20 protein-coding genes and 1 pseudogene are annotated in these 25,671 nt (G+C 53.7%); 15 read left to right on the forward strand and 6 right to left on the reverse strand.

What is annotated here, in order from left to right; genetic code table 11:
* The first annotated feature begins 12 nt into the window (after positions 1–12).
* The 4 genes from sucC to ACH5Y9_RS17495 are packed head-to-tail and all read left to right on the forward strand — an operon-like array spanning position 13 to position 4,828.
* Entirely contained in the window at positions 13–1,182 is a 1,170-nt protein-coding gene (gene sucC / locus ACH5Y9_RS17480) for an ADP-forming succinate--CoA ligase subunit beta (RefSeq protein WP_445366984.1), read from the forward strand.
* Positions 1,182–2,057: a succinate--CoA ligase subunit alpha gene (sucD, locus tag ACH5Y9_RS17485; RefSeq protein WP_445366985.1), complete on the forward strand. Its 876-nt coding sequence runs from the start codon at positions 1,182–1,184 to the stop codon at positions 2,055–2,057. Before sucC ends, sucD begins: the two co-directional genes overlap by 1 nt.
* Complete coding sequence (locus tag ACH5Y9_RS17490) at positions 2,057–3,703, forward strand: NAD+ synthase (protein ID WP_445366986.1); 1,647 nt, start codon at positions 2,057–2,059, stop codon at positions 3,701–3,703. Before sucD ends, ACH5Y9_RS17490 begins: the two co-directional genes overlap by 1 nt.
* Positions 3,704–3,706: 3 nt before the next feature.
* Complete coding sequence (locus tag ACH5Y9_RS17495; RefSeq protein ID WP_205453335.1) at positions 3,707–4,828, forward strand: hypothetical protein; 1,122 nt, start codon at positions 3,707–3,709, stop codon at positions 4,826–4,828.
* An 80-nt stretch (positions 4,829–4,908) separates the two neighbouring features.
* Here ACH5Y9_RS17495 and ACH5Y9_RS17500 read toward each other — a convergent pair whose 3' ends face one another.
* The 3 genes from ACH5Y9_RS17500 to ACH5Y9_RS17510 form a co-directional block, all read right to left on the reverse strand.
* A complete protein-coding gene (locus tag ACH5Y9_RS17500) occupies positions 4,909–8,385 on the reverse strand; it encodes a hypothetical protein (RefSeq protein ID WP_445366987.1) in 3,477 nt (1,158 codons plus the stop codon).
* 178 nt (positions 8,386–8,563) lie between these two features.
* Positions 8,564–9,520, reverse strand: coding sequence for an alpha-E domain-containing protein (locus ACH5Y9_RS17505; protein ID WP_205453333.1), 957 nt, complete (start codon positions 9,518–9,520; stop codon positions 8,564–8,566).
* A gap of 1 nt (position 9,521) precedes the next feature.
* The gene (locus ACH5Y9_RS17510; protein ID WP_445366988.1) at positions 9,522–10,976 is read right to left on the reverse strand and encodes a circularly permuted type 2 ATP-grasp protein; all 1,455 of its coding nucleotides are present in this window, start codon (positions 10,974–10,976) and stop codon (positions 9,522–9,524) included.
* 457 nt (positions 10,977–11,433) lie between these two features.
* Between ACH5Y9_RS17510 and ACH5Y9_RS17515 the strand changes: the two genes are divergently transcribed.
* From ACH5Y9_RS17515 to ACH5Y9_RS17565, 11 genes and pseudogenes are all read left to right on the forward strand, one after another.
* A complete protein-coding gene (locus ACH5Y9_RS17515; RefSeq protein WP_445366989.1) occupies positions 11,434–13,965 on the forward strand; it encodes a circularly permuted type 2 ATP-grasp protein in 2,532 nt (843 codons plus the stop codon).
* A gap of 10 nt (positions 13,966–13,975) precedes the next feature.
* Positions 13,976–14,857: a transglutaminase family protein gene (locus ACH5Y9_RS17520; protein ID WP_033156089.1), complete on the forward strand. Its 882-nt coding sequence runs from the start codon at positions 13,976–13,978 to the stop codon at positions 14,855–14,857.
* 167 nt (positions 14,858–15,024) lie between these two features.
* On the forward strand, positions 15,025–19,164 hold the full coding sequence (locus ACH5Y9_RS17525) for an EAL domain-containing protein (RefSeq protein ID WP_445366990.1): 4,140 nt from the start codon (positions 15,025–15,027) through the stop codon (positions 19,162–19,164).
* A 105-nt stretch (positions 19,165–19,269) separates the two neighbouring features.
* The gene (locus ACH5Y9_RS17530; RefSeq protein WP_445366991.1) at positions 19,270–20,328 is read left to right on the forward strand and encodes a hypothetical protein; all 1,059 of its coding nucleotides are present in this window, start codon (positions 19,270–19,272) and stop codon (positions 20,326–20,328) included.
* A gap of 134 nt (positions 20,329–20,462) precedes the next feature.
* Positions 20,463–21,086 (forward strand): inorganic pyrophosphatase, encoded by a 624-nt coding sequence (locus tag ACH5Y9_RS17535; protein ID WP_033156087.1) that lies wholly within the window; start codon positions 20,463–20,465, stop codon positions 21,084–21,086.
* Positions 21,087–21,204: 118 nt separating this feature from the next.
* The gene (locus ACH5Y9_RS17540; protein ID WP_171696539.1) at positions 21,205–21,432 is read left to right on the forward strand and encodes a hypothetical protein; all 228 of its coding nucleotides are present in this window, start codon (positions 21,205–21,207) and stop codon (positions 21,430–21,432) included.
* A pseudogene (locus ACH5Y9_RS17545) lies at positions 21,414–21,827 on the forward strand (type II toxin-antitoxin system VapC family toxin). Before ACH5Y9_RS17540 ends, ACH5Y9_RS17545 begins: the two are co-directional and overlap by 19 nt.
* A 35-nt stretch (positions 21,828–21,862) precedes the next feature.
* Complete coding sequence (locus tag ACH5Y9_RS17550; RefSeq protein ID WP_367650919.1) at positions 21,863–22,009, forward strand: type II toxin-antitoxin system Phd/YefM family antitoxin; 147 nt, start codon at positions 21,863–21,865, stop codon at positions 22,007–22,009.
* A 163-nt stretch (positions 22,010–22,172) separates the two neighbouring features.
* Complete coding sequence (locus ACH5Y9_RS17555; RefSeq protein WP_445366992.1) at positions 22,173–22,868, forward strand: hypothetical protein; 696 nt, start codon at positions 22,173–22,175, stop codon at positions 22,866–22,868.
* Between the two features lie 116 nt (positions 22,869–22,984).
* Positions 22,985–23,686, forward strand: a complete 702-nt coding sequence (locus ACH5Y9_RS17560; RefSeq protein ID WP_445366993.1) for a HupE/UreJ family protein — start codon at positions 22,985–22,987, stop codon at positions 23,684–23,686.
* Between the two features lie 4 nt (positions 23,687–23,690).
* Positions 23,691–24,251, forward strand: a complete 561-nt coding sequence (locus ACH5Y9_RS17565) for a hypothetical protein (RefSeq protein WP_205453307.1) — start codon at positions 23,691–23,693, stop codon at positions 24,249–24,251.
* Between the two features lie 73 nt (positions 24,252–24,324).
* On the opposite strand, the gene ACH5Y9_RS17570 is transcribed toward ACH5Y9_RS17565, so the two are convergent.
* Genes ACH5Y9_RS17570 through ACH5Y9_RS17580 form a run of 3 tightly spaced genes read right to left on the reverse strand, consistent with a single transcriptional unit; the run spans position 24,325 to position 25,628 of the window.
* A complete protein-coding gene (locus tag ACH5Y9_RS17570) occupies positions 24,325–24,930 on the reverse strand; it encodes a nitrogen fixation protein NifQ (RefSeq protein WP_445366994.1) in 606 nt (201 codons plus the stop codon).
* Positions 24,931–24,968: 38 nt separating this feature from the next.
* On the reverse strand, positions 24,969–25,319 hold the full coding sequence (locus ACH5Y9_RS17575; protein ID WP_445366995.1) for a 2Fe-2S iron-sulfur cluster-binding protein: 351 nt from the start codon (positions 25,317–25,319) through the stop codon (positions 24,969–24,971).
* A gap of 21 nt (positions 25,320–25,340) precedes the next feature.
* Positions 25,341–25,628, reverse strand: a complete 288-nt coding sequence (locus ACH5Y9_RS17580) for a 2Fe-2S iron-sulfur cluster-binding protein (RefSeq protein WP_020484745.1) — start codon at positions 25,626–25,628, stop codon at positions 25,341–25,343.
* Positions 25,629–25,671 lie beyond the last annotated feature (43 nt).

Below are 25,671 nucleotides of genomic sequence, written 5' to 3' on the forward strand. Positions count from 1 at the left end.
ATGGAGCACTAAATGAATATTCACGAATACCAGGCGAAACAACTCTTTAAAGCGTTTTCGATCCCCGCGCCACAAGGCGCCGTGGCGACCACAGCCGAACAAGCGCAGCAAGCCGCACAGTCCTTAAGCAGCTCTGCCTGGGTGGTAAAGGCGCAAATTCATGCCGGCGCCCGAGGTAAAGCCGGCGGCGTAAAAGTTGCCCGGACCCTGGAGGAAGTAAAGGATTACAGCGCGGCGATGCTGGGTACACGTTTAGTGACGCATCAAACCGATGCCGCCGGCCTGCCGGTCAATAGCGTTTGGGTGGAAGAGGCTTCTGCAATCAATCAAGAATATTATTTGAGCCTGTTGCTGGACCGGGAAAGTGAACGGCTAATATTTATTGCCTCGGCCTCAGGCGGCATGGACATCGAAGCGGTGGCCGCTGAAACACCTGAAAAAATAGTCAAGGTGCCGGTGCACCCCGCAGCAGGTTTACACCCTTATCAATGCCGCCAAGTAGCCGCTGCACTAGGCTTGGGCAAGGAACAGCAAAGCCAGCTGCAAACCATTATGACCGGCCTGTATCAACTGTTTTTAGCCAAGGACGCCAGCCAGATCGAAATCAATCCACTGATCCAAACCGATGACGGCAAACTCGTAGCGCTGGACGGCAAAATCAATTTCGACGACAACGCCATCGCCTTACATCCTGACATAGCCGCGATGCGCGATGCCTCGCAAGAAGACGCCAAGGAAGCGGAAGCCAAACAGTTCGATCTTAACTACATCACGCTGGACGGCAATATCGGCTGCATGGTCAATGGCGCCGGCCTGGCCATGGCGACGATGGACATGGTGAAGTTGAAAGGCGGTGCGCCGGCCAATTTTCTGGATGTGGGCGGCGGCACCAATAAAGACAAAGTCAAAGCCGCGTTTAAATTGATTTTGTCCGACGGCACCACCAAAGCAGTGCTGGTGAATATTTTCGGCGGCATCGTCAAATGCGATGTAATCGCCGCAGGCATCCTGGCGGCCGTCGAGGAAATGCACTTAACGATACCGGTCGTGGTGCGCCTGGAAGGGACTAACGTCGAACAGGGCAAAGCCATGCTAAGCCAATCGGGACTGGGCTTGGTAGCTGCGGATAATCTAAATCATGCTGCCGAATTGGCGGTAAAACTGGCGCAAGAGGTAGCTTAATGTCTATTTTGATCGACAAACAGACTAAAGTCATTTGCCAAGGCTTCACCGGCAAACAGGGTACATTTCACTCCGAGCAAGCACTCGCTTACGGCACGCAACTGGTTGGCGGCGTCACACCGGGTCGCGGCGGCTCCACACATCTGGATTTACCGGTATTCGACACCGTCGAACAAGCCGTCAAAGCCACCGGCGCCACAGCGACGATGATCTATGTACCTCCATTTTTTGCCGCCGACGCCATTCTGGAAGCGGTCGACGCCGGCATCGAGCTGATCGTCTGCATCACAGAAGGCATCCCGGTGCTGCAAATGTTAAAGGTCAAAGCCGCAATGCAAGGCACGAGTTCATTACTGGTCGGCCCCAACTGCCCTGGCGTGATCAGGCCGGGGCAGTGCAAGATCGGCATCATGCCCGGCCATATTCATCTACCCGGCAAAATCGGCATTGTTTCCCGTTCCGGCACCCTGACCTACGAAGCCGTGCATCAAACCACCCGCGAAGGCTTGGGGCAAAGCACCTGCGTCGGCATCGGCGGCGACCCGATCCACGGCATGAACTTTATCGACGTGCTGAGCCGCTTCCAAGATGACCCGGATACTCACGGCATCGTGATGGTCGGCGAAATCGGCGGCAGCGACGAGGAACAGGCTGCGGACTTTATCAAAGCCCACGTTACCAAACCTGTGGTCGGCTACATCGCCGGCCAAACCGCACCGCCGGGTAAACGCATGGGCCATGCGGGTGCGATTGTCACCGGTGGCTCCGGCACAGCGGCAGGCAAAATTGCAGCCATGCAAGCGGCCGGCGTGAGTATGGTCAGCTCGCCTTCGGATATAGGCGTCGCGATGCGGGATTGTTTTTCCAAAACATAATGTCGATAAAAATAGCGCTAGCCCAACTGAACTTAACAGTTGCCGATATTCAAACCAACACCGGCAAAATTCTGGCCGCCGCTGAACAAGCCAAACAGCGGCAGGCCGATTTGGTGGTGTTTCCGGAGCTATGTGTCACCGGTTACCCACCTGAAGACCTACTGTTTCGACCGGATTTTATTCACCAGGCGCAACAAGCGGTTGCCGAAATTGCCAAGAAGATTGCCGGCATAACGGTTGTGATCGGTTACCCCGAACAGTGCGACGACAGCCTCTACAACACCGCAATAGCCTTACGCGACGGCGAAACGCTCGCCGAGTACCATAAACAGGCCCTGCCCAACTACGGGGTATTCGATGAACAACGTTACTTCAGCGCGGGCAACCAAACCTGTCTGTTTACGGTTAAAGACAGTCAGTTGGCATTGACGATTTGCGAAGACATCTGGCAACCCGGCATCATCGCTAAAAACTGCGCTGCCGGGGCAGACATCATCCTGACCCTGAACGCCTCGCCATTTCATGCCGGCAAGATGCAGCAGCGTGAGGACATTATTTGTTCGCAAATTAAAGCCGAGCAGATACCCTTGGTTTATGTCAATCAAATCGGTGGCCAGGACGAGTTAGTGTTCGACGGTGCATCGTTTGTCGCAAATCGTAACGGCGATGTCGTGTTCCGCGCGGCCGAATTTGCCGAGCATCTCAGCATCGTCGAGTTTGTCGAGCATGAGCCGCAAATATCCACCATCGCCGCCTTATATCAACCCGTGGTCAGCGAATACAAAGCGCTGGTTTTGGGTATTCAAGACTACGTGCGCAAAAACGGCTTTCAAGGCGCGATTCTGGGCTTGTCCGGCGGCATCGACTCCGCACTGGTTCTGGCATTGGCGGTGGATGCGCTGGGTGCCGACCAAGTGGAGGCGGTATTGATGCCATCGCGCTATACCCAAGACATGAGCAACCAGGACGCGATCCTGGAAGCCGAAGCGCTGGGTGTCAAATATCACGTGTTACCCATCGAACCGGCGGTAACTGCCTTCAACGGCATGCTGGCCCCGCTGTTTGCCGGCAGCCAAAAAGACACCACCGAAGAAAACATCCAAGCCCGCTGCCGTGGCGTGTTACTGATGGCTATTTCCAATAAACAAGGCAAACTGCTGCTGACCACCGGCAACAAAAGCGAAATGAGCGTGGGTTATGCCACGCTATACGGCGATATGGCCGGCGGCTTTGCGCCGCTGAAAGACGTATCCAAATTACTGGTCTACCAGCTCGCAGAATATCGCAACACCTTGTCGCCAGTCATTCCGCAACGGGTTATCACCCGCGCACCATCGGCGGAATTGGCGCCGGACCAAAAGGACGAAGATTCCCTGCCACCTTATTCTGTGTTGGATCCTATACTTACTTTGTATGTGGAACAGGACAAATCCGCCGCCGAGATCGTGGCCCAAGGCTTCACGGTTGCCGATGTGCATAGAGCTATTTCGCTGGTGGATAGAAACGAATACAAACGTCGGCAATCGCCGCCCGGCATTCGCATCACACCCAGAGCGTTTGGCCGCGACCGCCGCTACCCTATTTCATCCGCTTATCGCGGCACGGCCGCGCTTAATCAACCAGCGCCCGACAACGTTAAGGAGTAAATCATGTCAAAAATGCGTACCCTGTTACTTACCACCGGCCTGCTGCTGACTGCACAGACCGGTATGGCCCGCGAAATTAATATTCCGGTGCCCATGGAGTACGGTTTAATCAAAAGTGTGCTGGTCAGCGAACTCTACGACGGCCCGAATGAATCGGTAAGAGCCTGGAAAGACGGCAAGCAATGCAGCTTTCTGGATCTGGACCATCCGCAAATCAGCGGCGAGCAAGGCCAGGTCAAAATTCAGAACAATGTACAAGCCCGAGTCGGTACCGCGCTGGGCGGCAAATGCATGACCTTGATCGAATGGTCAGGTATTTTGCAAACCCTGCAACAGCCGACATTGGACGCCTCCGGCAATGTGCTGAGCTTCCCGGTCACCCAACTGAATGCGTTTGATCGCAACGGCCAACCATTGAACATTGCCCAATTGCAATCGCTGATCAAAAAAGCCGCCGAGCCCAAACTGGCCGCCCTGAAAATCGACTTAAACCAATCCCGCCCGGACATTACAAAAACCCTGCTCCCCTTCATCGCCGCCGACGATAGCGAGGAGTTGCACGACACCATCAACAGCCTGCGCTTCAATCAGGTCAAAGCCGATGAGAAAGGTATTTTAATCAACGTGGGCTACACCGCTACCAACCAAAATGCCGGCGGCTTAAAAGCGGCCCCGGTATTGAACGAAGCGGAATTGAACCAATGGCGCAAGCTCTGGCAAGGTTGGCAGATGTCTTTGGAAAAGAATATTGAGAAAGCCCCTATCGCCACCAACGCTGACGCCAGCCGGGCAAGCTTGCGCGATGTCCTGCAAAAAGCCGGCGTCGCCTTTGAACAAGGTCTGACGGCGGAATATGTGGCGGAAAACGATCCGGTGCGTAAGTTCTTCAACAGTTCCTGGGACGTGCTAGCCCCTCTACTACGTGACGCTTCAACCCAGTTACCGGGTAATAGCAGCCTGCGCTATGTGACGTTGATTGCCGCGACGGACTTGATGTACGAGTTGGAATCGATAGGCTCGCCACTTGGGCTGGAAGTATCCTCCAACGGCTTGCGGAAGCTAGCCCGTTCGCTGATCGCCCACGAAAATCCCAAAGGCAAGACCAAAGCCAAACGCAAAGGTTAAATCAAGCGGGCTTGCCCCATATAAAAACAGGGATACCGGCCACAAGACCGGTATCCCTGTTTTTTTAGGTATAGCCGAATCTAAACTGCGCCCGCGGAGTATGGCCCTAAAGGGTCGGCGCCCAAAGTACCCACCAAAGACTGCAAATATTCCGGCGAGGCCAGTTCCACCAGTTTCTGTTGCGCCTGCCTATGCCGTTCGACCAACTTCAGCTCGTCGATCAAAGTCTGGTGACTGCTTTCGTGCAAGAACCTGCCCAAATAATCGACATGCCGTTGCCATAACGCGATGTCGCGCTGCTGCTTGATCCGCAGCCGTTCCTGATACCAATCCGAAGCCAACAAGTAATCGCGGGTAAACATCGCCCGTATCTCCGGATGATGCGCATCCTTACCCTGATAATGACCATCGGCCATGATATGCAGCAGCGCATACAGCGGCGGACAGGCATCTTCTATGCTGCCGTCCTCGATATATTGCTGGGCCACGCGCTGCTGGGTTTCGACGATATTATTGATGCCGTCGACAAACACCTCCAGATCCTGGCGCTCGGGCTGCAAAATCTCGTCGGTAAAAACCGCATACGGGTTATCGAAGATCTTACCCATCAAGCCGTGCACGAAATGACTGGTGATGCGATAACCCAAACGGCTGGCCAAGACAATTTGCCCCTTGTGTTCAAAATCGGTTAACGGTTCCAGATAGCCATGTTCCAACAAAAATGCCGGGTGGCGCTCTTCGCGCGACAGCCGCGCCCAAATCTCCGGAATCAACAAACTAATATCGTGATCGACGCGGGTATCCGGACCGATAAAACCAGCCGAACTGGAAAAACCGGGATAGCCGGTCAAAATGAACGAGACCAGGGCATTGTTCAAATCGGCGGTACCGCGCAAGGCATTGAACGGCCCTTTAGTCAGCGCCCCCTCACTACCCGCTCCGGTAGTAGACGGCGATTTGCCGGTCAAGGAACAGACAAAATCCATGAACAGTTCCGGCAACTCTTGATAATGAATCGGATTGTAAACCGCCAGCGCGCGGATGCCCGGTTCGGGCGGATTGTTGCGGCGACCGGTCAACACCGCGTCCACCGGATGACAGAGCGGTTGATTGAGCGGAATCTTGCGATGTAAACGCGCGCCCACTTCGGCCACGTATTTCCGTAAGGGTTTCACCACATCGACACGGGTTTCCAGGTAGCGCGGGTTTTTCGACGGTTTGCCGTTCACCAAACGCGGATGCGCGGAACACACCACATAGCCTTTCCCGTCCTGGTAAGCATCGCTCAATAGCTTTTGCATGGGCGCGGTGAATTTGGAAAAAGTCATCACATCTTCGACCACCGCCGATAACTGCTCGTGATCCAAAGGCTCGAAATTGGCCATGAAGTTACCCGGCCCGGACATGTTCAGCTCGGTTTGTTTGTCGTAACCGGGAATAATCGCATCGTCCGGACGTTGAAACAGCCGGTATTCGCAGTTGCTGACCAGCTTCAGACTCGTTTCGTAGCCATCGTCCGGCAGCCATGCGCGTACCGCAGCGGTCGGCACTACCACCGAGGCACTGATGTCGTCTTCCATCTGCACTTTCTCGCAAGCGATATAGTCTTGCCGCACTTTGAAAGTGCGCCAGCCGCCGTCTAGGTCAAAACCTACCCGTAAATAAGTGGCGACGATCTTGCGCTGGTTCAGTTTCAACTCGTGACCGGGCGCGCCGTCGATAATATCCACCGACAAATTGTCGCGCCAATTGTTGCCCCATTCCGGCCGGTAAAAGCGCTTGATCAAAAACACCAAAGCCAGAATGCTGGGCGGAATGGACCGCAGCCAATCGTTAAATTCCGGCACATGGTTGGGAGAAGGCGTCAATAACTTGATCACGGAACCCAGACTGCGCTCCGAACTGAGCACGGTCCGGCTAGGCCCGCGATCATCGCGCTCGAAGCCCGGCAAGAAGCGGCCGGTATAGTCTTTATCGAAAATCGCCTGCACCCGATCCAAATCGTGCTGTAGATCGTCCACGAACAACGGGCCGTAGATTGCCGCGTCCTCTATGGATTTGGAAATTTCCGATTTGCCGCCGCCGGACACCGTACAGGGCTTATGACAAAAAGTGCCTTCCGCGACGGTGCCGATCAAGCGCCAGGACGGCGCACCGGGATGCTTGCACATCTCGATTTTATAACCGTTGGGCTGCACGTAAATTTTGCCCGGTTGCAAGCGAATGCTATGGCTTTGGCCGTTTCTGATCCAGGTAATTTTCTGCGTCGCCAGACTCATCCGCAAATCCTGCGGCACATAAATAATCTCCGGAAAATGCCTGTCCACCGCATAACCTTCCGGATGCACATCCATAATCGCGCCGTAGTGATAGGTCATCTCGTCGAAATCGTAGCCCGGCTCGCGGGTCAGACTGCCAATGCCAAATTCATCACCGTGATTGACACGACGAAATGCCAACGCGCCGCCGGCATGCTCCTCTTCTGCCAAACCGAACAAATTGGCGGCATAGCTGATCTGGGTTTTGACTTCCTTCTTGCAATAACCGTAGTAGTTGTCGGCCAGCAAGGTGACAATGACACCGCTGGCGTCACGCGCAGTCAGTTTAAACGCCTGACCGTCGTTATACAGTTCCTCGGGATCTTGCCAGCACATGCCATCGGCGCGTTGACGTTCGGTGGCTTCATCCCAATGCGGCAGACCCAACTGTTTTTTAGTGAGCTTGGTTAAATGCGGCGCCAGAATCACGCAACCGCTGTGGCCGGACCAATGTTCGACATCCAGGGCCGCATCGCATTCCGGCAAAGCAGGATTGCCGCCGTTGCCGAAGATGCTCTCAACAAAATCCAGATTGCTGACCAGATTGCCCGGCGCAAAAAAGCGGATTTCCATGGATTTTTCGGCTGCAACACCCGGGATTTCCGGACAGACTACCGGCCGCATCAATAATGATGCAAACATGCGTGCCGGCTTGGGTTGGTGGGCGGTAAACGGTAGGACCATCAAATCATCAGGCGGATTTAACGCCTCACCCAGCATCAAAGCAAACGTCAGCTTGGGGACCTGCTTCTTGTCGCCGGGCACCGGCAATCCACCCTCGGCCACATGAAACGAGCCTTGCGTGGTACGCCGGTCGCTGGCTGGATTGTGCAAAATGCCTTGCTTCACCCGAAAACTGGAGACGATTTCGGAACGAAATTCATCTTCGCCCAAAGGCAACGATAATTCGCGCGCCACGCCGTGCTTATCCAACTCGAAAGTCATCGTCGGCAAACTGGGGATTTTGGCAAAGCCCAGATCCGCGCAATAGCGCTCCAGGAAATCTTGAATCCGTCTATCCGCAGGATAAAGGGAGGAACTGGCCAACAAGCGGCTTTTTTCCAGATAGCTATTCAGCAAGTCCTGAGCGGTATCCATAAACTGCGCCGACTCGGTATCGATACAAGTCGGCTGCCCGCATGAAGCCAGTTTCAGATTGATATAAAGATGCAACTGTTGCTTAACAGCTTGCTCGTCTTGCCCCACCGACCCCAGACCCAGCGCCCTTAGCTTATCCATAATCCTCCCCCTTTAGTTTTAGAAAACGATACTTCCATGATATAGCAAACTTGGGGTTTGGGTCAGTAGCAATCCAAGCAGCGCGCCCTCGACCCAGAGCGATTGCGCTCAACCAAGCGGGTGCTCAGCGCTGCAGAGGCCTGGCTGACTAGTGAAAATCTTCCTGTCGGCAATAGTTTCAATTTTTCTCGGCTTCGGCCTCGCCAAGATTGTTTAAAAACCACATGGCCGCGATTTGCTGGTGTAAATGGTCGAACTTCGCTTGCAAGCCGTCCAGCACCTGATGCAATTGCTCCGGGGTAGTCTGCTTAATCTCAATGGCCAGTACCTGCTGCTCCAATTGCTCCAACTGCGGGAATAGTTCGACAGCATGCGGCAAGCGTTTGATGCAATGCGTAATCTCCTCAATGCAATGCAGCACGGCTCTGGGAAAATCCGGGTTTTTTAACAGATAGTTCAAAACATCCTCACCTCTAATTCGGTTACGCACATGCTTGCGATACATCAAGACCGCACTCAAGGACTTCAAAACGTTGATCCACAGGATGGTCTCGTACTCGCGCATTTTGGTGCTGCGATTTTCCGCCAACAAAACGGTGCCGAAATCCATGATCCGGCTGGTCATGTCAGCGCGTTCCAGGTTGCGGCCAATACAAATAAACCGGGCACTGTCGCTGCGGCTCATAGACCCGGCCATAAAGCCGGTAAAGCGCTGGCACCCAGCCATGATTTCCTGCAAGAACAGCGCACGCCCCCGCCGATTGGACAAGCTATCCAGATTGTTATTCGCATACAGATACATTTCGTTGACTTGCTGCCAGGCTTCGTCGGGCATCAGTTCGCGGCTGGTGCGGATATTCTCACGGGCAAACGACAAGGACGCCAATAAGGAGCCGGGATTGCTCATATCGGCTAATAAAAACCGGGTGGTGTTCTGCTCGCTGGGATTTTTAAAGCGTTGATAAAACGCCTCTTCGACGCCGCAAATATTTAGTAAATTGCGCCAGCCTAATTCCACACCATACGGCAAGTCGTAGATCAAATGCATCGTGGCGCTGATCAGGCGGGCGGTGTTTTCGGTGCGCTCCAGATAACGGGCCATCCAGTACAAACGTTCGGCGGATCGCGATAACATCTTATTGCTCCCTGTTGATAATCCAAGTGTCTTTACTGCCGCCGCCCTGCGATGAATTCACCACCAGCGAACCGGCCCTGAGCGCCACGCGGGTCAAGCCGCCAGCGGTGACAAAGCTGTTCTCACCTTGCAGGATGAAGGGGCGCAAGTCGATGTGCCTGGGCTCCAGACTATCACCGCACAAAGTCGGGCAGGTTGATAAAGCCAAAGTTGGCTGGGCGATGTAATTACGCGGATTGTTTTTAATCAGCTTATGAAATTGCTTGATTTCCTTTTGGCTGGCGTGCGGGCCGACCAACATGCCATAGCCGCCGGACTCGTTGGCCGGCTTTACCACCAGCTCCGGCAAATGCGCCAGCACGTAGGCGCATTGTTCAGGGTCGCTACAGAGATAAGTCGGCACGTTCGGCAAAATCGGCTCTTCGTTCAGATAATACCGAATCATTTCAGGCACATAGGCATACACCACTTTGTCGTCCGCTACCCCGGCGCCTGGCGCATTAGCCAGCGCCACATTGCCGGCTTTCCAGGCCCGCATCAAGCCCTTCACGCCCAATACCGAATCCTTATGAAAGACTTCAGGATCGAGAAACAGATCGTCGATGCGCCGGTAAATCACATCGACTTTTTCCAGACCCTTGATGGTACGCATATAAACGCAATCGTCGTCCTTGACCAGCAAGTCGCCGCCTTCCACCAATTCCGCACCCATTTGCTGCGCCAGGAACGCATGTTCGAAATAGGCCGAGTTATAGATACCGGGCGTCAAGACGGCAATTTGCGGGGTGTCGTCGGCATTCGGTGCCAGTGACGCCAGCATTTCGAACAACTGGGTCGGATAATCGTCCACCGGCAGAATATTCAGATTTTCCAACAACTCCGGAAAGATCCGTTTGGTAATTACCCGGTTTTCGATCATGTACGACACGCCGGATGGCACCCGCAAATTGTCTTCCAGTACATACAGCTTGCCGTCGCCAGCCCGCACCAGATCGCTGCCGCAGATATTGGCCCATGTGCCGAATTTGGGCTGCATGCCCAAACATTCCTTACGAAAATTGCTGGAACTGTTGATCAGATCAGCCGGCACCAAACCGTCTTTTATAATCTGCTGCTGGTTATAAACATCGTTGATAAAGCAATTCAAAGCTTTCAGACGCTGTTTCAGACCTGCTTCCACGGCTTGCCATTCCTGAAAATCGATCAGCCTGGGAATGATGTCGAAAGGCCAAGCCCGGTCGATATTGCCTTCGTCGCTGTAGACGGTGAAGGTAATGCCCATCTCCATGATGGCCGCCTCCGCCGCCGACAACCGGCCCTTAATTGCATCCATGCCCAAAGATTGTAAGTATTGACTCAAACTGGCGCAGGTATCACGCGGCTTGCCGTCCGCAGCAATCATCTCGTCGTAAGCCTTATCGGCGCTGTAATCCGCCCAAATTGTCGAAGTAACCATGCTGTATGCATCCGTGATATTTGCTTTTATGGTGCAAGTCCGCGCGAAATTGGTGCAAAAACGACCGCACCATTTCAACGCAAACCGGTTCTAATGATTTACCCGATATAAAGCAATAGCAATGCCAAGTTGCGCGCCTACGGCTATCACTTGCTCGGCCGTGACCCACTTATCGTGCCTTAGCACTGGCAAATACCCTTTAGTTCAGAAGCTTGAAGCCAAGCCAATGCTTTATATGGGACGACTCTAGGCAGAGCCACCGAATCCAAAAGATCTATGCCGCACTCCGCTATTCCTGATCGTAACGGCATGCTTTTTGCGGGTTTCTTGGACTACGCATTATCCAAAGTCTCGTCAGAATCGGCATCTGCACTAAAAACCAGCTTAGAAAACATAAAAAAAACGAGATTAGCTTTGATCAATTGCGCTATACCCGGTAAACCGGCAAACTAAACCTATGAAAACCTTAAGCACACCAGAAGCTTTCGCGCCGGGATACCGCCTCGATAAGGGGGCCCACGACGAAATGCTGGACGAGACGGGCCGGGTTAGACCGCATTGGGCCCACCTGATGCAGGCGTTGCAACAGCTTGGCCCCCGCGAAGTCGGCGAACGCCACCAGGAAGCGCTAAGACTGCTGCGCGAAAACGGCGTCACCTACAACGTTTATGACGACCCGGACGGTATTAACCGCCCTTGGCAACTCGACCCGATACCGCTATTGCTTTCCGGCGACGAGTGGTTTGACATTGAAGCCGGACTGCTGCAACGCGCCGAACTGTTGAATCTGATTTTGGCCGACCTGTACGGCCCGCGCCAGCTGATCAAGAAAAATCTGTTGCCACTGGAACTGATCTACAACCACGGCGGCTTTCTGCGCGTTTGTGATCAAGTAAGCTTGCCCGGCCAGCATCAGTTGGTATTGTGCGCCGCCGACCTGGCCCGCGGCCCGGACAAAAAAATGTGGGTACTCGGTGATCGTACGCAAGCGCCATCCGGCGCCGGTTATGCGCTGGAAAACCGCTTGGCCATGTCACGGGTGTTGCCCAGCTTGTTCCGCGACACTCATGTCCATCGTTTGGCGCGTTTCTTTCAATCCCTGCGCGCCGGCCTGAATGCCGTCGCCCCCGGCGACGCCGACACCCCGCGTGTAGTGGTCCTGACCCCCGGCCCACTGAACGAAACCTTCTTCGAACACGCCTATTTGGCCTCCTATCTGGGTTACCCCCTGGTACAGGGTGACGACCTGACGATTCGCGACGGCTATGTCTGGCTGAAATCGCTGGTCGGCTTGCAGCGGGTGGATGTGATCTTGCGTCGGGTTGACGACAATTACTGCGACCCGCTGGAACTGCGCGAAGATTCGCGGCTAGGCGTCCCCGGCCTGTTGGAAGTGGTCAGGCGCGGCAATGTGGCGATTGCCAACCCGCTAGGTAGCGGCATATTGGAAAATCCCGGCATCATGCCGTTCCTGCCGGGCATCGCCAAATACTTCCTGGGTCAAACCCTAAAGCTAAATTCGATCGCCACCTGGTGGTGCGGCCAAGCCCGCGAGTTAAATTACGTCCTCGCCAATCTGGAACGCCTGGTCATCAAACCGATCTACCGCAAACCCGGTGAACGCTCAGTGTTCGGCCATCAGCTCAGCCGCACGCAACTCGCTGACTGGCGCGCGCGCATCAAGGCCCGCCCGGCGCTTTACGTCGGCCAAGAATACGAAAGCTTTTCCACCGTGCCGGCGCTGGTGGCGGGCGGCTACGAACCGCGCCAAACCGTGCTGCGCTGCTTCATGGTGGCGCGGGCGGACGGTTATACACTGATGCCTGGCGGTTTGAGTCGCAGCGCACCGCAATATGGCAACATGATGATCAGCAACCAAACCGGCGGCATCAGTAAAGATACCTGGGTGGTTGCCACGGAACCGCAGCATCCGGCCATTCCGGCCAAGCGCAGCAGCAGTCTGGCAGGCCACGGCAATGCCTTGCCCAGCCGCGCCGCAGACAATATTTTCTGGGTGGGCCGCAACGCGGAACGCGCGGAAGGCGGCGTACGCTTGTTGCGCGCCACGATCAAAAAGCTGTTCAGCAACCCTGACCGCGATAGCCCGGACTATCAGCTCAGCCTGGAAACCCTGCTGCGTTGCGTCACCAGCATGACCGGCACCTACCCCGGTTTTTTTGCCGAGGATAACGAAAGTTTGTTGCAGTCGCCGGAAGCCGAATTACTGGCAGTGGTCGCCGACGAAAGCCGGGCAGGCAGCCTGGCCAACACGGTAAACAGGATGACCCAATCCGGTTATGCGGTACGCGATTTATGGTCGTCGGATACCTGGCGGGTCATTGACGAAATCGAGGAACAGGTTTCCGAAGCGCGCCGCCTGGGCAAAATCGGTTTGTGGTCGATGCAGGAGCAAATGGATCAGCTGATCACCACGCTCTCCGCATTCAGCGGTCTGGTGATGGAGAGCATGACGCGCGGCAACGGCTGGCTGTTTCTGGACATCGGCCGGCGCCTGGAGCGCAGCTTGCAGTTGGTATCGGTATTGAGAACCGCGTTTGCGATGCCGCAAAGCGAAGCGGCGGAAACCCGCTTGCTCGAATCATTGCTGGACACCAGCGACAACCTGATTTGCTACCGCCAACATTATCGTAGCAACCTGGAGTTAGCCTCGTTTTTGGAACTGCTGCTGATGGACCCCAACAATCCCCGCTCACTAGCTTATCAAATCGCTCGTTTGCAGGAGCATGTCGGCAAACTGCCGCGCGAACCCAGTACCCGCCGGATTAGCGCCGAAGAGCGCTTGCTATTAGAGGCTAGTTGTCTGTTGAATATCGCCAATATCGACGACTTATTGAACGTCTCGGAATCCGGGATTCGCGAAGCGCTGGACCAACAGCTCAGCAAGATTTACGCCCTATTGGCCGCGCTGTCCGATACTTTGACCGCCAATTATTTCCGCCACGGGGACGCGCCGCAATCGCTGTCCTAAGGGAGTCACCATGCGTTATCGGGTTACCCATACCACTACCTACCGCTACCAACAACCGGTGGGATTGTCTTACAACGAAGTGCGGATGCAGCCGCGCCCCTGCCCGAATCAACAACTGCTCAGCTCGCAACTGAAAATCACCCCCTTGCCCTGCGACTATCGGACCCGTACCGATTTTTTCGGCAATCAAGTGGCCTGGTTTTCGATTAGGGAGCCGCATCGGGAGTTTGTGGTCACCGCCAGCAGCGAAGTACAGATTTTTCCGCAACCGGTGCAGTTGGATTTCAGCCACGGCATGAGCTGGGAATTGGTGAAGGAAGCGCTCTGGAACGACAGAAGCGAACCACTACTGGAGGCACGGCAATTTGCCTTGGATTCGCCGTTCATCGCCGCCGACGCCGAGCTGGCCGCTTACGCGCAAGCCTCGTTCACACCCGGCAAAGCGTTGATTGAAGCGATACACGATCTGATGCAACGCATTCACCGCGATTTTACCTTCGACCCGGAATTCACCAACCTGGCCACCCCGCTGACCACCGTACTGGAACATCGGCGCGGCGTCTGCCAGGATTTCGCCCATCTGGCCATAGGCTGCATCCGCTCGCAAGGCCTGGCGGCCCGCTACGTCAGCGGTTATATCGAAACCCTGCCGCCGCCCGGCAAGAAAAAACTGGTGGGCGCCGACGCCTCGCACGCCTGGTTCTCCGTGTATTTACCGGATCTGGGCTGGATGGACTTTGACCCTACCAACAACCAATTGCCGGGGGACAGGCACATCATCGTCGCCTGGGGCCGGGACTATAGCGATGTTACGCCCTTGAAAGGGGTGATTTTCGGCGGCCAGAACCACGAATTGAAAGTGGCGGTGGAAGTGGAAAACCTGGGCGCGTAACCCTAACCGGATACCGAAGAAAATCACCCGCATAAAACCACGTTTCATCCGTTAGGAATGCCCGAAAATCCCCGTACTTAGCCCGTGACAAAACCTTGCATTTCGTGAGATAAACCAAGATATTTTGTTTGTCTATTCGTCAGCTTTCAATAAATCAAGGTAATCTCTTGCGCCGTTTTTCGACCTTTTCCACCGCAGAACTAGTCCACCTTTTCGGCTTGGCTATCGCCTACGCGCTTGTCGCCAAACTGGTGTTGATGTTTTTCGCCACCAATTACGTAATATCCGTCATCTGGCCGCCTGGCGGCATCGCACTGGCAGCCTTACTGCTCGGCGGAAAAAAACTGTGGCCCGGCGTGTTCCTGGGCGCATTACTTGGCAGTTTGTGGGCAGGCAACCCGCTGGAGCAAGCCTTGCCTATCGCTTGCGGCAATACCGTGGAAGCACTTGTCGGCTGCTATCTGCTGGGCGAGATTCGCAAACTGCAACAGCCGCAAGACTACTTACGCATCCTGTTTGCCGGCGCCTTGGCTTCGGTCATTGCGGCCATAGTGGGTTCCTTAGTTCTGTTACATTTCAACGCAATAACGGCGCAGCAATGGCCGATCAGTCTAGCGCATTGGTGGATGGGCGACGTCTTGGGTATTGCGATTGTCACGCCGCTTATTTTGGTCTGGCGGCAGCCGCCAAGTTTTGACTGGAACCCGTATCAAGTTTGGCGCGCGTTGCTTTATGTCACAACGGCGTTTCTGGCGGGACAAATGATTTTCCTGGAGTGGCCATGGCATCTTGGCCACTACGGCAAAGCATTTTATATGTTCGCTTTTCTGGTTTTCGGCGCACTCTACTTTGGCTTGCATGGCACCTTGTTACTAATCAGCATGGTCATGCTGCAAAGCATATTCGGGGCGATTTTTCAGGTAGGCTTTTTTGCAGCCGACAGCAGTGAGACCGGGCTATTGCTGCAATGGTCGTTTTTGCTGGTGCTGTCCAGCGTCGGCATTTCCCTGGCGCTGGCTATCGAGCGCTACCAGCGCTCAGAACAATTCAGCAAAGCCCTAGGCGATTTCAACAAACACATACTGCGTTCAGTTCAGGAAGGCGTGATTGTTTACGATCTGCAGGGCCGTATCGAACTCTGGAACCGTTATATGGAAACCCTGACGGGATGGCCGCAAGCCGCTTGCCTGGGAAAATACCCTGTTGAAATATTTCCCTGGCTGGCGCAAACGCCAATTCCTGACGGCATTCAAAAGGCGTTGCAAGGCGAAACGATCTATCAACCCCCCTTTACCGCAGGCGACGGCCGCTGGATCAGTTCGATGCAAATGCCCATACGCGACGACCAGGAACGGATTGTCGGCGTTATCGAACTGGTCAAAGACGAATCCTTAAACGTCGAGTTCGGCAAATCCCTGTCGGTCAGCGAATTGCGGTTTCAAAGCATCCTGGACAATACCCCCACGGTGATTTACAGCAAAGATCTGCAAGGCCAATACCTGCTGATCAACCGCCAATTTGAAAAACTGTTCGCGGTTGACAATAAGACTGTCAGAGGCAAACGGGATATCGACTTATTTCCGGGCGACGACACCGAACTCCTGTGGAAAAACGATTTAGAGGTCGCTAATAGCGGCCAGGCACAGATTTTTGAAGAAAAGATCACCCATCAAGACGGTAATATTCATACGTATTTGTCGCATAAGTTTCCGCTACGTAATGGGCAAGGCGAAATCTACGCGGTGTGCGGCATTTCGACGGACATCAGCGAGCGCAAGCTATCGGAAAAATTATTGCAGGAAAGCGAATTGCGCTGGAAATTTGCGCTGGAAAGTGGCGGTGACGGCGTCTGGGATTGGGATTTGACCAACGGTAAAGTGTTTCTGTCGCCACGCTGCATGGAGATTCTGAATTTCAGCGAACAAGACCGAGACAACGATTACCGTAATTGGGAAGCCACGATACACCCGGAAGACAGCGCCCGGATGATGGCCGACTTGCAAACCCATCTGGAAAATCGCAGCCCACGCTTCAGCAACGAACACCGCGTAAAGCACGGCGATAACCAATGGCGCTGGATTTTAACGCGCGGTCTGGTGATCAGCCGCGATGCCCAGGGCAAGGCTTTGCGGATGATCGGCACCCAAACCGACATTACCGAACGCAAACAGCTGCAATGGCTGCAATTGTCCAAGATTGTCGATGGTTCGCCGGAAGCCACGTTTTTAGTTGGCGAAAACGGCCTCATCAAACTCGCCAACCCGCCCGCCGCGAAAGCATTTATCTACACGCTGGATGAGTTGATAGGTCTGAGTGTCGAAGCGCTGGTACCGGAACGGGCCCGCGCCAAACACCCGGAACAGCGCGCGCGATTTTTACAAGAGAACAAAGCCCGGCCGATGAGCGCCAGCCGCTCCCTAACCGCAATACGCGGCGACGGCACGGAATTTCCGGTCGAAATCAGTTTGACACCTATCGATATAGACAACCGGCGTTACATACTCGTATCCGTTTTGGACATCAGCGAACGCAAGCGGCTAGAACATGAAATGCAGTTGATGGCGATGATTTACCAAGCCATCGGCGAAGCGGTGATGGTCGCGGACACCGACAACCGCATCATCGCGATTAACGAAGCGTTTACCCGCCTGACCGGCTATACCGCGGAAGACGCGATAGGGAAGTCCACCGACATTCTGAAATCGGGCCGCCACGATCCGGATTTTTATCAGACCATGTGGCACTCGCTGTTACAAACCGGCCACTGGCAAGGCGAAATCTGGAATAAACGCAAGAACGGCGATATTTACCAAGAATGGCTGGTGATCAACACCATCTACGGCGAACACGGCGAAGTAGAACGCCGGGTGGCGATGTTCTCGGAAATTACCGAGCAAAAACATGTCGAACAAACCATCTGGCGCCAAGCCAATTTCGACCCGCTTACCGATTTGGCCAACCGGCGCATGTTCCAGGATCGATTGAACCAGGAAATCAAAAAAGCCCAGCGCGACAAAAACAGTCTGGCGGTCATGCTGCTGGATCTGGACCGTTTCAAGGAAATTAACGACACCCTGGGCCACGGCATGGGCGACATTTTGCTGCAGGAAACGGCGCGGCGCATACTGGCTTGCGTACGCAATGTGGATACGGTGGCTCGGCTCGGTGGCGACGAGTTCACCATCATCCTGGGCGAGTTGGACTCGGAAACCAATATAGACCGGGTCGCGCAAGCCATCCTGCACCAGCTTGCCGAACCATTTCGTTTAGGCGAGGAATTAGCTTACATTTCGGTCAGCATCGGCATCACCTTCTATCCGCAAGACGCACAGGAAGCCGAACAATTAATCAAAAACGCCGATCAGGCCATGTATTCCGCCAAGCAACAAGGCCGCAACCGCTACAATTTCTTCACCAGCGAGATGGAGCAAACCGCGCAAAACCGGATGCGCCTGACCAGCGACCTGCGCCAAGCGCTGACCAATCAAGAGTTTTGCCTGTTCTATCAACCGATAATCGAACTGAGCAGCCGCAAAATGCATAAAGCCGAAGCACTGATCCGCTGGCAACATCCCACGCGCGGCATGATCAGCCCGGCGGAATTTATTCCGTTGGCGGAAGAGACCGGCCTGATAGTGGAGATTGGCGACTGGGTATTTCGGATGGCGGCAAAACAGGTTGCCGAATGGCGTGCCCAATTTCTCCCGGATTTGCAACTGGGTATTAACAAGTCGCCGGTGCAATTTACCCGCAGCAATCTGGGCGACAGCAAATGGATAGACTATTTGCATGAGCTGGGCTTATCCGGCCAATGTGTCGTCATCGAAATTACTGAAAGCCTATTGCTGGATGTCGACAATATTGTCCGCGACCATTTATTTGCTTACCGAGATGCCGGCATCCAGGTGGCTATTGACGATTTCGGCACCGGCTATTCGTCACTGTCTTATCTAAAAAAATTCGACATCGATTATCTGAAGATAGACCAGAGTTTCGTACGCAATCTGGAAGCCGATTCCAGCGACCTGGCGCTGTGCGAAGCGATTATTGTGATGGCGCATAAACTAGGCTTGAAAGTGATAGCCGAAGGTATCGAAACCGCGCAGCAACTGGAATTGCTGACTGCCGCCGGCTGTGACTACGGCCAAGGCTATTTGTTTTCCAAACCACTGCCTGCTGCTGAGTTTGTGCGGCTGTTCGATACGAAAAATCAGCAGCCGGCGTCCGCCTCAAGGGCAACAACACCGGCAAAACCAGCCGGACGCGGCGATTCCAGTATTTCTAAATTGTTCGGTTCGGACAAATAAACGGCAGGCGGCAATGCACACACGTTTTTAGAATGAACGCTTTCGGCGATCTGCGGCCGAAAGTCTCATACTTTTATCAGAATACCTATTTGAAACGGAGCTTTTATGCTGATCCACAAACTGTCTTTTCCGATTATTTTACTGAGCGCCGCCGCGCTATTTCAGCAAGCGGCATACGCTCAAGACGCACCCAGCCCACAGCAAGCGCTACAGAATTTCGGCATCAGCGCCGCGCAAATCCCGCCATTGGAACGCGGCGAAATCGTCGGTTACGACGTCAGCGAAACCAGCCAAAAAGAACTCGCGATTGGCGTAGCGATGATCATACCGGTAGGCTTGCCACAACTGGCCGACTACATCAAAAAGGGCAAACTCAATGCCGGCGAGAGCGACATCGTCGCCACCGGCATGCTGGGCGATAACGCCAGCGTCGATAGTTTTAAGAAGTTTGCGTTTACCGAAAAGCAACTGGACGAAGCCAAGGCCTTTCTGGAAGCGGAACCGGGCGACGAATTCAACCTCTCCAAAGCCGAACTGGACAGCTTGAAAAGCCTGCAAGCCGGGCTGGAAGATGCCGACAACAAAACCTTGCTGAAAACCGCCAATCAAAAATACCGCGAATTTTTACTGCAACGCCTGCAAGCCTATAAAAAAAGCGGCTTGGCCGGGATTGCCCCTTACAGCCGCGACAGCGGCACAGCCGAACCGGCCGCGGAACTGCGCAACGACGCCGTGAACAGCAAAGCCTGGGCGCGATATTTCCCGGAATTGCAACAAGCCTGGTTAAACTACCCTGCCGCGTTGCCGGCCAATACCAGCGAACAATTTTTATGGTTGAATCGGCGCGTGGAAGATCGCCCCACCGCCATACTTAATCATCGCGTCATCGCCATCAGCGAGGGCGGCGGGATTGTGGTTTCCCGGCAATTTTACGTCGGCCACTCCTACAACTCCAGCCAAGTGGTGGCGGGCGGCCTACCTTATAAAGACGGCACGCTGGTGTTTTACTCCATCCGCAGCTCCACCGATCAAGTTGCGGGCATGGGCAGTAGCCTGAAGCACTCGATAGGCCGCGAACAGATGAAAAAAGAAATGATCAAGCGCCTGCAACGGCTGAATAAAGACATGAAACTCAAACCGGCGACAGTGGCCAGCGAAGAGTAATGTCGATAACCACATGCAACGGCGTGTAGCGCAAGCCCAATCAGATACTAGTATTAAGCTTGATTGTCTTGCGGATTGCCCCCATCCTGGTAAATATCCCTATAACCTTATTCCCCAAAGCTACTGAATCTTAGATGAATATAAAACACAAAGCCCACCCCTGGCATGGTATCTCGCCCGGCGACAACACCCCGGACATCGTGACCGCCTTCATAGAAATCGTACCGTCCGACACGGTGAAATACGAAATCGACAAAGACAGCGGCTATTTGAAAATCGACCGGCCGCAAAAATTCTCCAACATGATCCCCACCCTTTACGGCTTTATTCCGCGCAGTTATTGCGCAGAAAAAATCGCCGAATACGCTGCCGCGCGATCCGGCAAACCGGTCAGCAAGGGCGACGGCGACCCATTGGATATTTGTGTATTGAGCGAACGCAGCGTGACTCACGGCGACATCCTGTTACAAGCCATTCCCATCGGCGGCTTCCGTTTACTGGACGGCGGCGAGGCCGACGACAAGATCATCGCAGTGATGAAAGGCGACGAGTTCTACCGGCAATGGCGCGACGTCTCCGACTGCCCGGAATCGTACATCAATCGCTTGAAACACTACTTCCTGACTTACAAACACCTACCCAGCGAAAAAAGTGTCTGCGAAATTACCCACGTCTACGGCCGCGAAGAAGCCCATGAAGTCATCAAACGTGCAATCGCGGATTATCAATACCATTTTGGCTGCCAGGACGACGAGTAGGCTTGTTTGGGAATGGATGCGCTGAGCTACAATCGGCGTATCCTTAGTTCCGGCGAACAAGGTGAAAAATAAGGCTGCTCGGCGTAAGCTAAGGCTTTAGCAATCCGGAATTAAATCCATGCATGCCGAGAAAATCATTTTAGAAACCGATCAACAAGGCAACTTGCTGCAAATACCAAAATTGCCGCCCAATGCTCAATTGGAGGCCATCTTCCTGGTATTGAATCAGTTGCCACCACCACCCAAAAGACGCAAACCTTCTGCGCTTATAGCCGGGAAAGGCAAAATCGTTGGCGATATCATTTCATCCGCCGTACCTGAGAGTGAATGGGACGCTCTAAATTGATTCTGCTGGATACGCATATTTGGGTACGCTGGCTCGTTGGCAACGATCCGCTACCGGAACGCATCATCGAAATGATTGAAACCAACGATGCTATAGCTGTTTCGGCCATTTCTGTTTGGGAAGTCGTCTTATTGCAAAAACGCCAACGTATTGAATTGCCGGTTCCGCTCGATCAATGGCTCGACGCAGCTTTACTTGGCTCGGATGTCCAGGTGTTGCCGATTACCCTCTAAATCGCCCACTTGGCAGGTAACCTCCCCGAACATCACAAAGATCCGGCTGACCGGCTCATCATTGCCACCAGCATTGTCAATCAAAGTAAATTGATCAGCTTTGATTCGGTATTTCCGTCTTATACCGAATTGAATAATTTGCTGATAACCGCTGATTACTAAATCAACTTGGTTTACATGGAGTCATCGTGCAAACAGTGAATATACGTAAAGCAAAAACTCAATTATCTCGGTTGGTCGAACAAGCCGCGAAAGGCGAACCGTTCCTGATTGCCAAGGCAGGCAAACCACTAGTGCCGCCACAATATTCGACACGTTGGCCTCATTACCCTCCGACTTTATGAATGATGGCCGTGAAGATACCGTGCCCCAGGAACGCAAGCCCCTGTAATGAAACATTGCTATTTGCCCTATGCCAATAGCTGTATTTACATTGCTGCAAACATCACTAATCAAGCGCCCCTTCAACGCCGACAATTCAGCATATGTAGACTCAGGAAAACCCCTATGAAACATCTATCAATGACGATTATTTTGTTGTCCACCCTTGCAGGCTGCACAACAAGCTCTCCATATACCCAGCCCTTAGCCGTAGCCGACTCAGCGCCAAAATCTATATCAACCGCCTCTCTCTACCCGCGGGCCGCCACCGAAAAAATCGGTCCCGTGAATGTTTATCTGATTCCGTTGAATGATTTCTCGGAAGATGTTGCCGCGCAAATCGGCAGGGATTTGAGTAAGGAATTCGGGCTGTGGGTTAAGGGCACAGTGGCGATGGGCATGCAAGGCCTGATGCCCATGCAGGGCACACAACAATTCGCGGCGGAAGACATCTTCGAACAAGCTAAAACCGTGATGCAGCGTTTGCCGGAAGCGGACAGCAACACCTATTTCATTTTTCTAACCAACCGCGACATCAACAGCCGGGCCCGGAATTTTCGTTTCCAGTTTTCTTATCACGACAAAGTCTGCCGCTGTTCGGTGGTTTCCGCCGCGCGCATGCACCCGGAACCGGAAAATTCGCCCGGTAGCCGCCAGCATCTCGAATCGCGCTTCGTGAAAATGACCAAACGCGCCATCGGTCAAATGGTTTTAGGATGGGAGCGCTCCAGCGACATTAACGATCTGATGTATTCGCCTATTATGAGCTTGGACGACATTGATCACTTGGGCAATCGGCATCCGGCCATACCCAAGAAGTAACGTTAATCTTAGCGGCCGCCCCTTTCCACGAGCGGCTTAATCGGGGTATTCTGCCGCCTTCGCGCTGGTATCTATCAGCTCACAATCATTGCCACATTAAACCCAACCCTTTAAACATGTTTTCCGCAATATCACGTAATGCCTGTGTTATCGGCTGTTTATCGTTATTGACGCTGCTCAGCCCCGCCGTCTACGCCCACGGCGTCGATGCCAATACCGAACGGTTTTTGCTGGCCAACCAAGGCGTCGCCATCGGCCCGTTTTTGTACATCGGCGCCAAACATATGGTCACCGGCTACGATCATTTGTTGTTTTTGGTGGGGGTGATTTTCTTCTTATTCCGCACTCGCGACGTGCTGGTCTATGTCAGCCTGTTTACCTTGGGACATAGCTTGACGCTGCTATTCGGCGTGTTAAGCAGCATCTCGGTCAATCCGTTTCTGATCGACGCCATTATCGGCTTGTCGATTGTGTATAAAGGCTTCGACAACCTGGGCGGTTTTCAACGCCTATTGGGGTTTCAGCCCAATACCAAATGGGCAGTGATGATTTTTGGCCTGTTTCACGGCTTTGGCCTGGCGACCAAATTGCAGGATTTTTCACTACCCGCAGCCGGGCTCTGGAAAAACTTGTTGGCGTTTAATGTGGGCGTGGAAATCGGCCAATTTCTGGCCCTGCTGTTTATCTTGATCGCGCTGGACTTTTGGCGCCGCCACCGCAGTTATTACACCTTTTCCACGGCCACCAACACCCTGTTAATGTCCGGAGGCTTGATTCTGTTCGGCTACCAAATCACGGGGTACATCATCAATGGATAATTCGATGCAAGACAACAACCCGCCAGTTCAATCAATTAAATCGCTGACCATCGCCAGCCTGTCGGCAACGCTATTGGCTGGCGTTGTGCTGATCACTGCGGTGTTGCCCGCTGAATACGGCATAGATCCGACCGGGTTTGGGCAAATGACCGGTTTAACTAGCTTGGCGTCGCCAAGTGAAACAGGCAGCGCTTGCTCGGAGCCGGTGCAGGCGGTGAGCGCCGCGCAACCGGCAGCGGCTTCGCAATGGCAGGATACGGTAAAAATCGTGGTGCCGGCCGGCGAAGGATTGGAATACAAATTTCATCTCGCCAAAGGCGCGAACCTGGAATATTCGTGGTCCACCAACGGCGCGGCGCTGTATTTTGATTTTCACGGCGAGCCGCAAGGCGATAAAACCGGCTATTTCAAAAGCTATAAGGAAACGACCGACAGCCAATCCAGTGGCTCGTTAAGCGCGCCCTTTGAAGGCTCGCACGGCTGGTATTGGGAAAACAAATCCAGCGCGCCGGTTACTGTGGTTTTAAATACGAAAGGGGCTTATCGGATTTTGGGTTTGATGTGATCTAAAACCATCGGCTCAAGGAAACCAAGCTGACTGACATCAAAACGGGGGGATGCCAACAAACGAAAACGCTTCAATCTTCCGGCCCGAAACACTGCTGATAATCTTTACAGACCTCACAGGACGGCGCCCGGCAAACGTATAAGCCTTCCGCTTCGCACAGTTGTTTGTACAAAAACTTTTTCCATTTCATGTCTTTGCTGTTGCGCACCAGCAATTCCGGAAAGTTGTAGCCCAGCATGGCCGATAAATCAGTGCGAGACCACAAGCCCAAATCCTGCCACAAATGATCGCTACCCAAACAGGCGGCAACGATTAGCGCGATCAGCCATTCGGTTTCCGCGCCGGGATTGGTGGCAAATTGCCCCAGCAGGATTTCCAAATCCTGTTTTTCCAACATGCGGCTGTAATCCAGACTGCTACCGGAAAAGGCTTTCGGCGCCAAGGAATAGCCGGGAAAGTAGCGGTCGATAAGCTGTTCAAATTGTACTGGGCTCAAGCCCAATCTATCGGGAAGCACGCCATCGCCGACACACCAACTGGCGATGATTTGCGCCAACCAGACGCTGTTGGGCGACTGGTCGGCACAGGCCAGCAGATCCTCATAAATGTGTTGCCGCGACTTCATAACCAAGGGCTCAACCCTATCATTCGATGTCATGCTAAGTGTGCAACTCATACTCGATTCTCCGGCCTTATTAACGATGACGCAGACGCTTAATACTCAACGCGAATATCTTCGTCCCTAACAATCATCTGACAAGCCAGACGCCACTCCGGCGGCAGGTCGTCGACGATCATTTGTTCCAACTGTTCGGTAGTGACCTTGCCTAATTGCTTCAGCAGGGCTTTTTCCTTCTCAGTCATCGTGCCACCCATGCGCTCCAGCTTTTTATCGATGCTGGTGACGCGGACCACGCAAGTGCCGCATTCGCCATCTTCGCATTCGAAATTGATGGGGATCTTGTTTTCCAGAGCCAGCTTCAAAATAGTCTGCGTGTGACTGCCGGCAACGGCGTAAACGGTTTTATCCCGGTATTCGGGACTGGTAAATGTGACTAATGCCATGTGTTACTCCTTTTGCGTTTTTTAAACTGGTTTAAGGGAAATTTCGCCGCCCAATACTTGCGCTTGGCAAGCCAGACGGTTGTGTTTGCCGGCCATGTTTTCCCGCAAAATTTTGTCTTCCAGTACGGACGGCTCGGTCAAGTTGTTCCAACCGGCAGTCACTTTCATGATGCAGGTTCCGCAATCGCCTTCCCGGCAACCGTAAGTAATGCCGGAACCTACTTTCTCGGACACCTCAATCACCCGGGTGCCGGCGGGGACGGTAACCGTCACGTTTATATCTTCAAATGTAATGGTCGCTTTGGCCATTGTAAAAACTCCATAAGGTATTAAAAGTCATCTCGGCAGCCTC

This window comes from Methylomonas sp. BW4-1, from assembly GCF_052474385.1.

Coding starts and splice junctions, on each gene's coding strand:
- ACH5Y9_RS17515 (WP_445366989.1), top strand. CDS start 11,434: ATGAAAACCTTAAGCACACCAGAAGCTTTCGCGCCGGGATACCGCCTC.
- sucD (WP_445366985.1), top strand. CDS start 1,182: ATGTCTATTTTGATCGACAAACAGACTAAAGTCATTTGCCAAGGCTTC.
- ACH5Y9_RS17580 (WP_020484745.1), bottom strand. CDS start 25,628: ATGGCCAAAGCGACCATTACATTTGAAGATATAAACGTGACGGTTACC.
- ACH5Y9_RS17560 (WP_445366993.1), top strand. CDS start 22,985: ATGTTTTCCGCAATATCACGTAATGCCTGTGTTATCGGCTGTTTATCG.
- ACH5Y9_RS17495 (WP_205453335.1), top strand. CDS start 3,707: ATGTCAAAAATGCGTACCCTGTTACTTACCACCGGCCTGCTGCTGACT.
- ACH5Y9_RS17505 (WP_205453333.1), bottom strand. CDS start 9,520: ATGTTATCGCGATCCGCCGAACGTTTGTACTGGATGGCCCGTTATCTG.
- ACH5Y9_RS17565 (WP_205453307.1), top strand. CDS start 23,691: ATGCAAGACAACAACCCGCCAGTTCAATCAATTAAATCGCTGACCATC.
- ACH5Y9_RS17530 (WP_445366991.1), top strand. CDS start 19,270: ATGCTGATCCACAAACTGTCTTTTCCGATTATTTTACTGAGCGCCGCC.
- ACH5Y9_RS17520 (WP_033156089.1), top strand. CDS start 13,976: ATGCGTTATCGGGTTACCCATACCACTACCTACCGCTACCAACAACCG.
- ACH5Y9_RS17535 (WP_033156087.1), top strand. CDS start 20,463: ATGAATATAAAACACAAAGCCCACCCCTGGCATGGTATCTCGCCCGGC.
- ACH5Y9_RS17555 (WP_445366992.1), top strand. CDS start 22,173: ATGAAACATCTATCAATGACGATTATTTTGTTGTCCACCCTTGCAGGC.
- ACH5Y9_RS17540 (WP_171696539.1), top strand. CDS start 21,205: ATGCATGCCGAGAAAATCATTTTAGAAACCGATCAACAAGGCAACTTG.
- ACH5Y9_RS17570 (WP_445366994.1), bottom strand. CDS start 24,930: ATGAGTTGCACACTTAGCATGACATCGAATGATAGGGTTGAGCCCTTG.
- ACH5Y9_RS17500 (WP_445366987.1), bottom strand. CDS start 8,385: ATGGATAAGCTAAGGGCGCTGGGTCTGGGGTCGGTGGGGCAAGACGAG.
- ACH5Y9_RS17575 (WP_445366995.1), bottom strand. CDS start 25,319: ATGGCATTAGTCACATTTACCAGTCCCGAATACCGGGATAAAACCGTT.
- sucC (WP_445366984.1), top strand. CDS start 13: ATGAATATTCACGAATACCAGGCGAAACAACTCTTTAAAGCGTTTTCG.
- ACH5Y9_RS17510 (WP_445366988.1), bottom strand. CDS start 10,976: ATGGTTACTTCGACAATTTGGGCGGATTACAGCGCCGATAAGGCTTAC.
- ACH5Y9_RS17490 (WP_445366986.1), top strand. CDS start 2,057: ATGTCGATAAAAATAGCGCTAGCCCAACTGAACTTAACAGTTGCCGAT.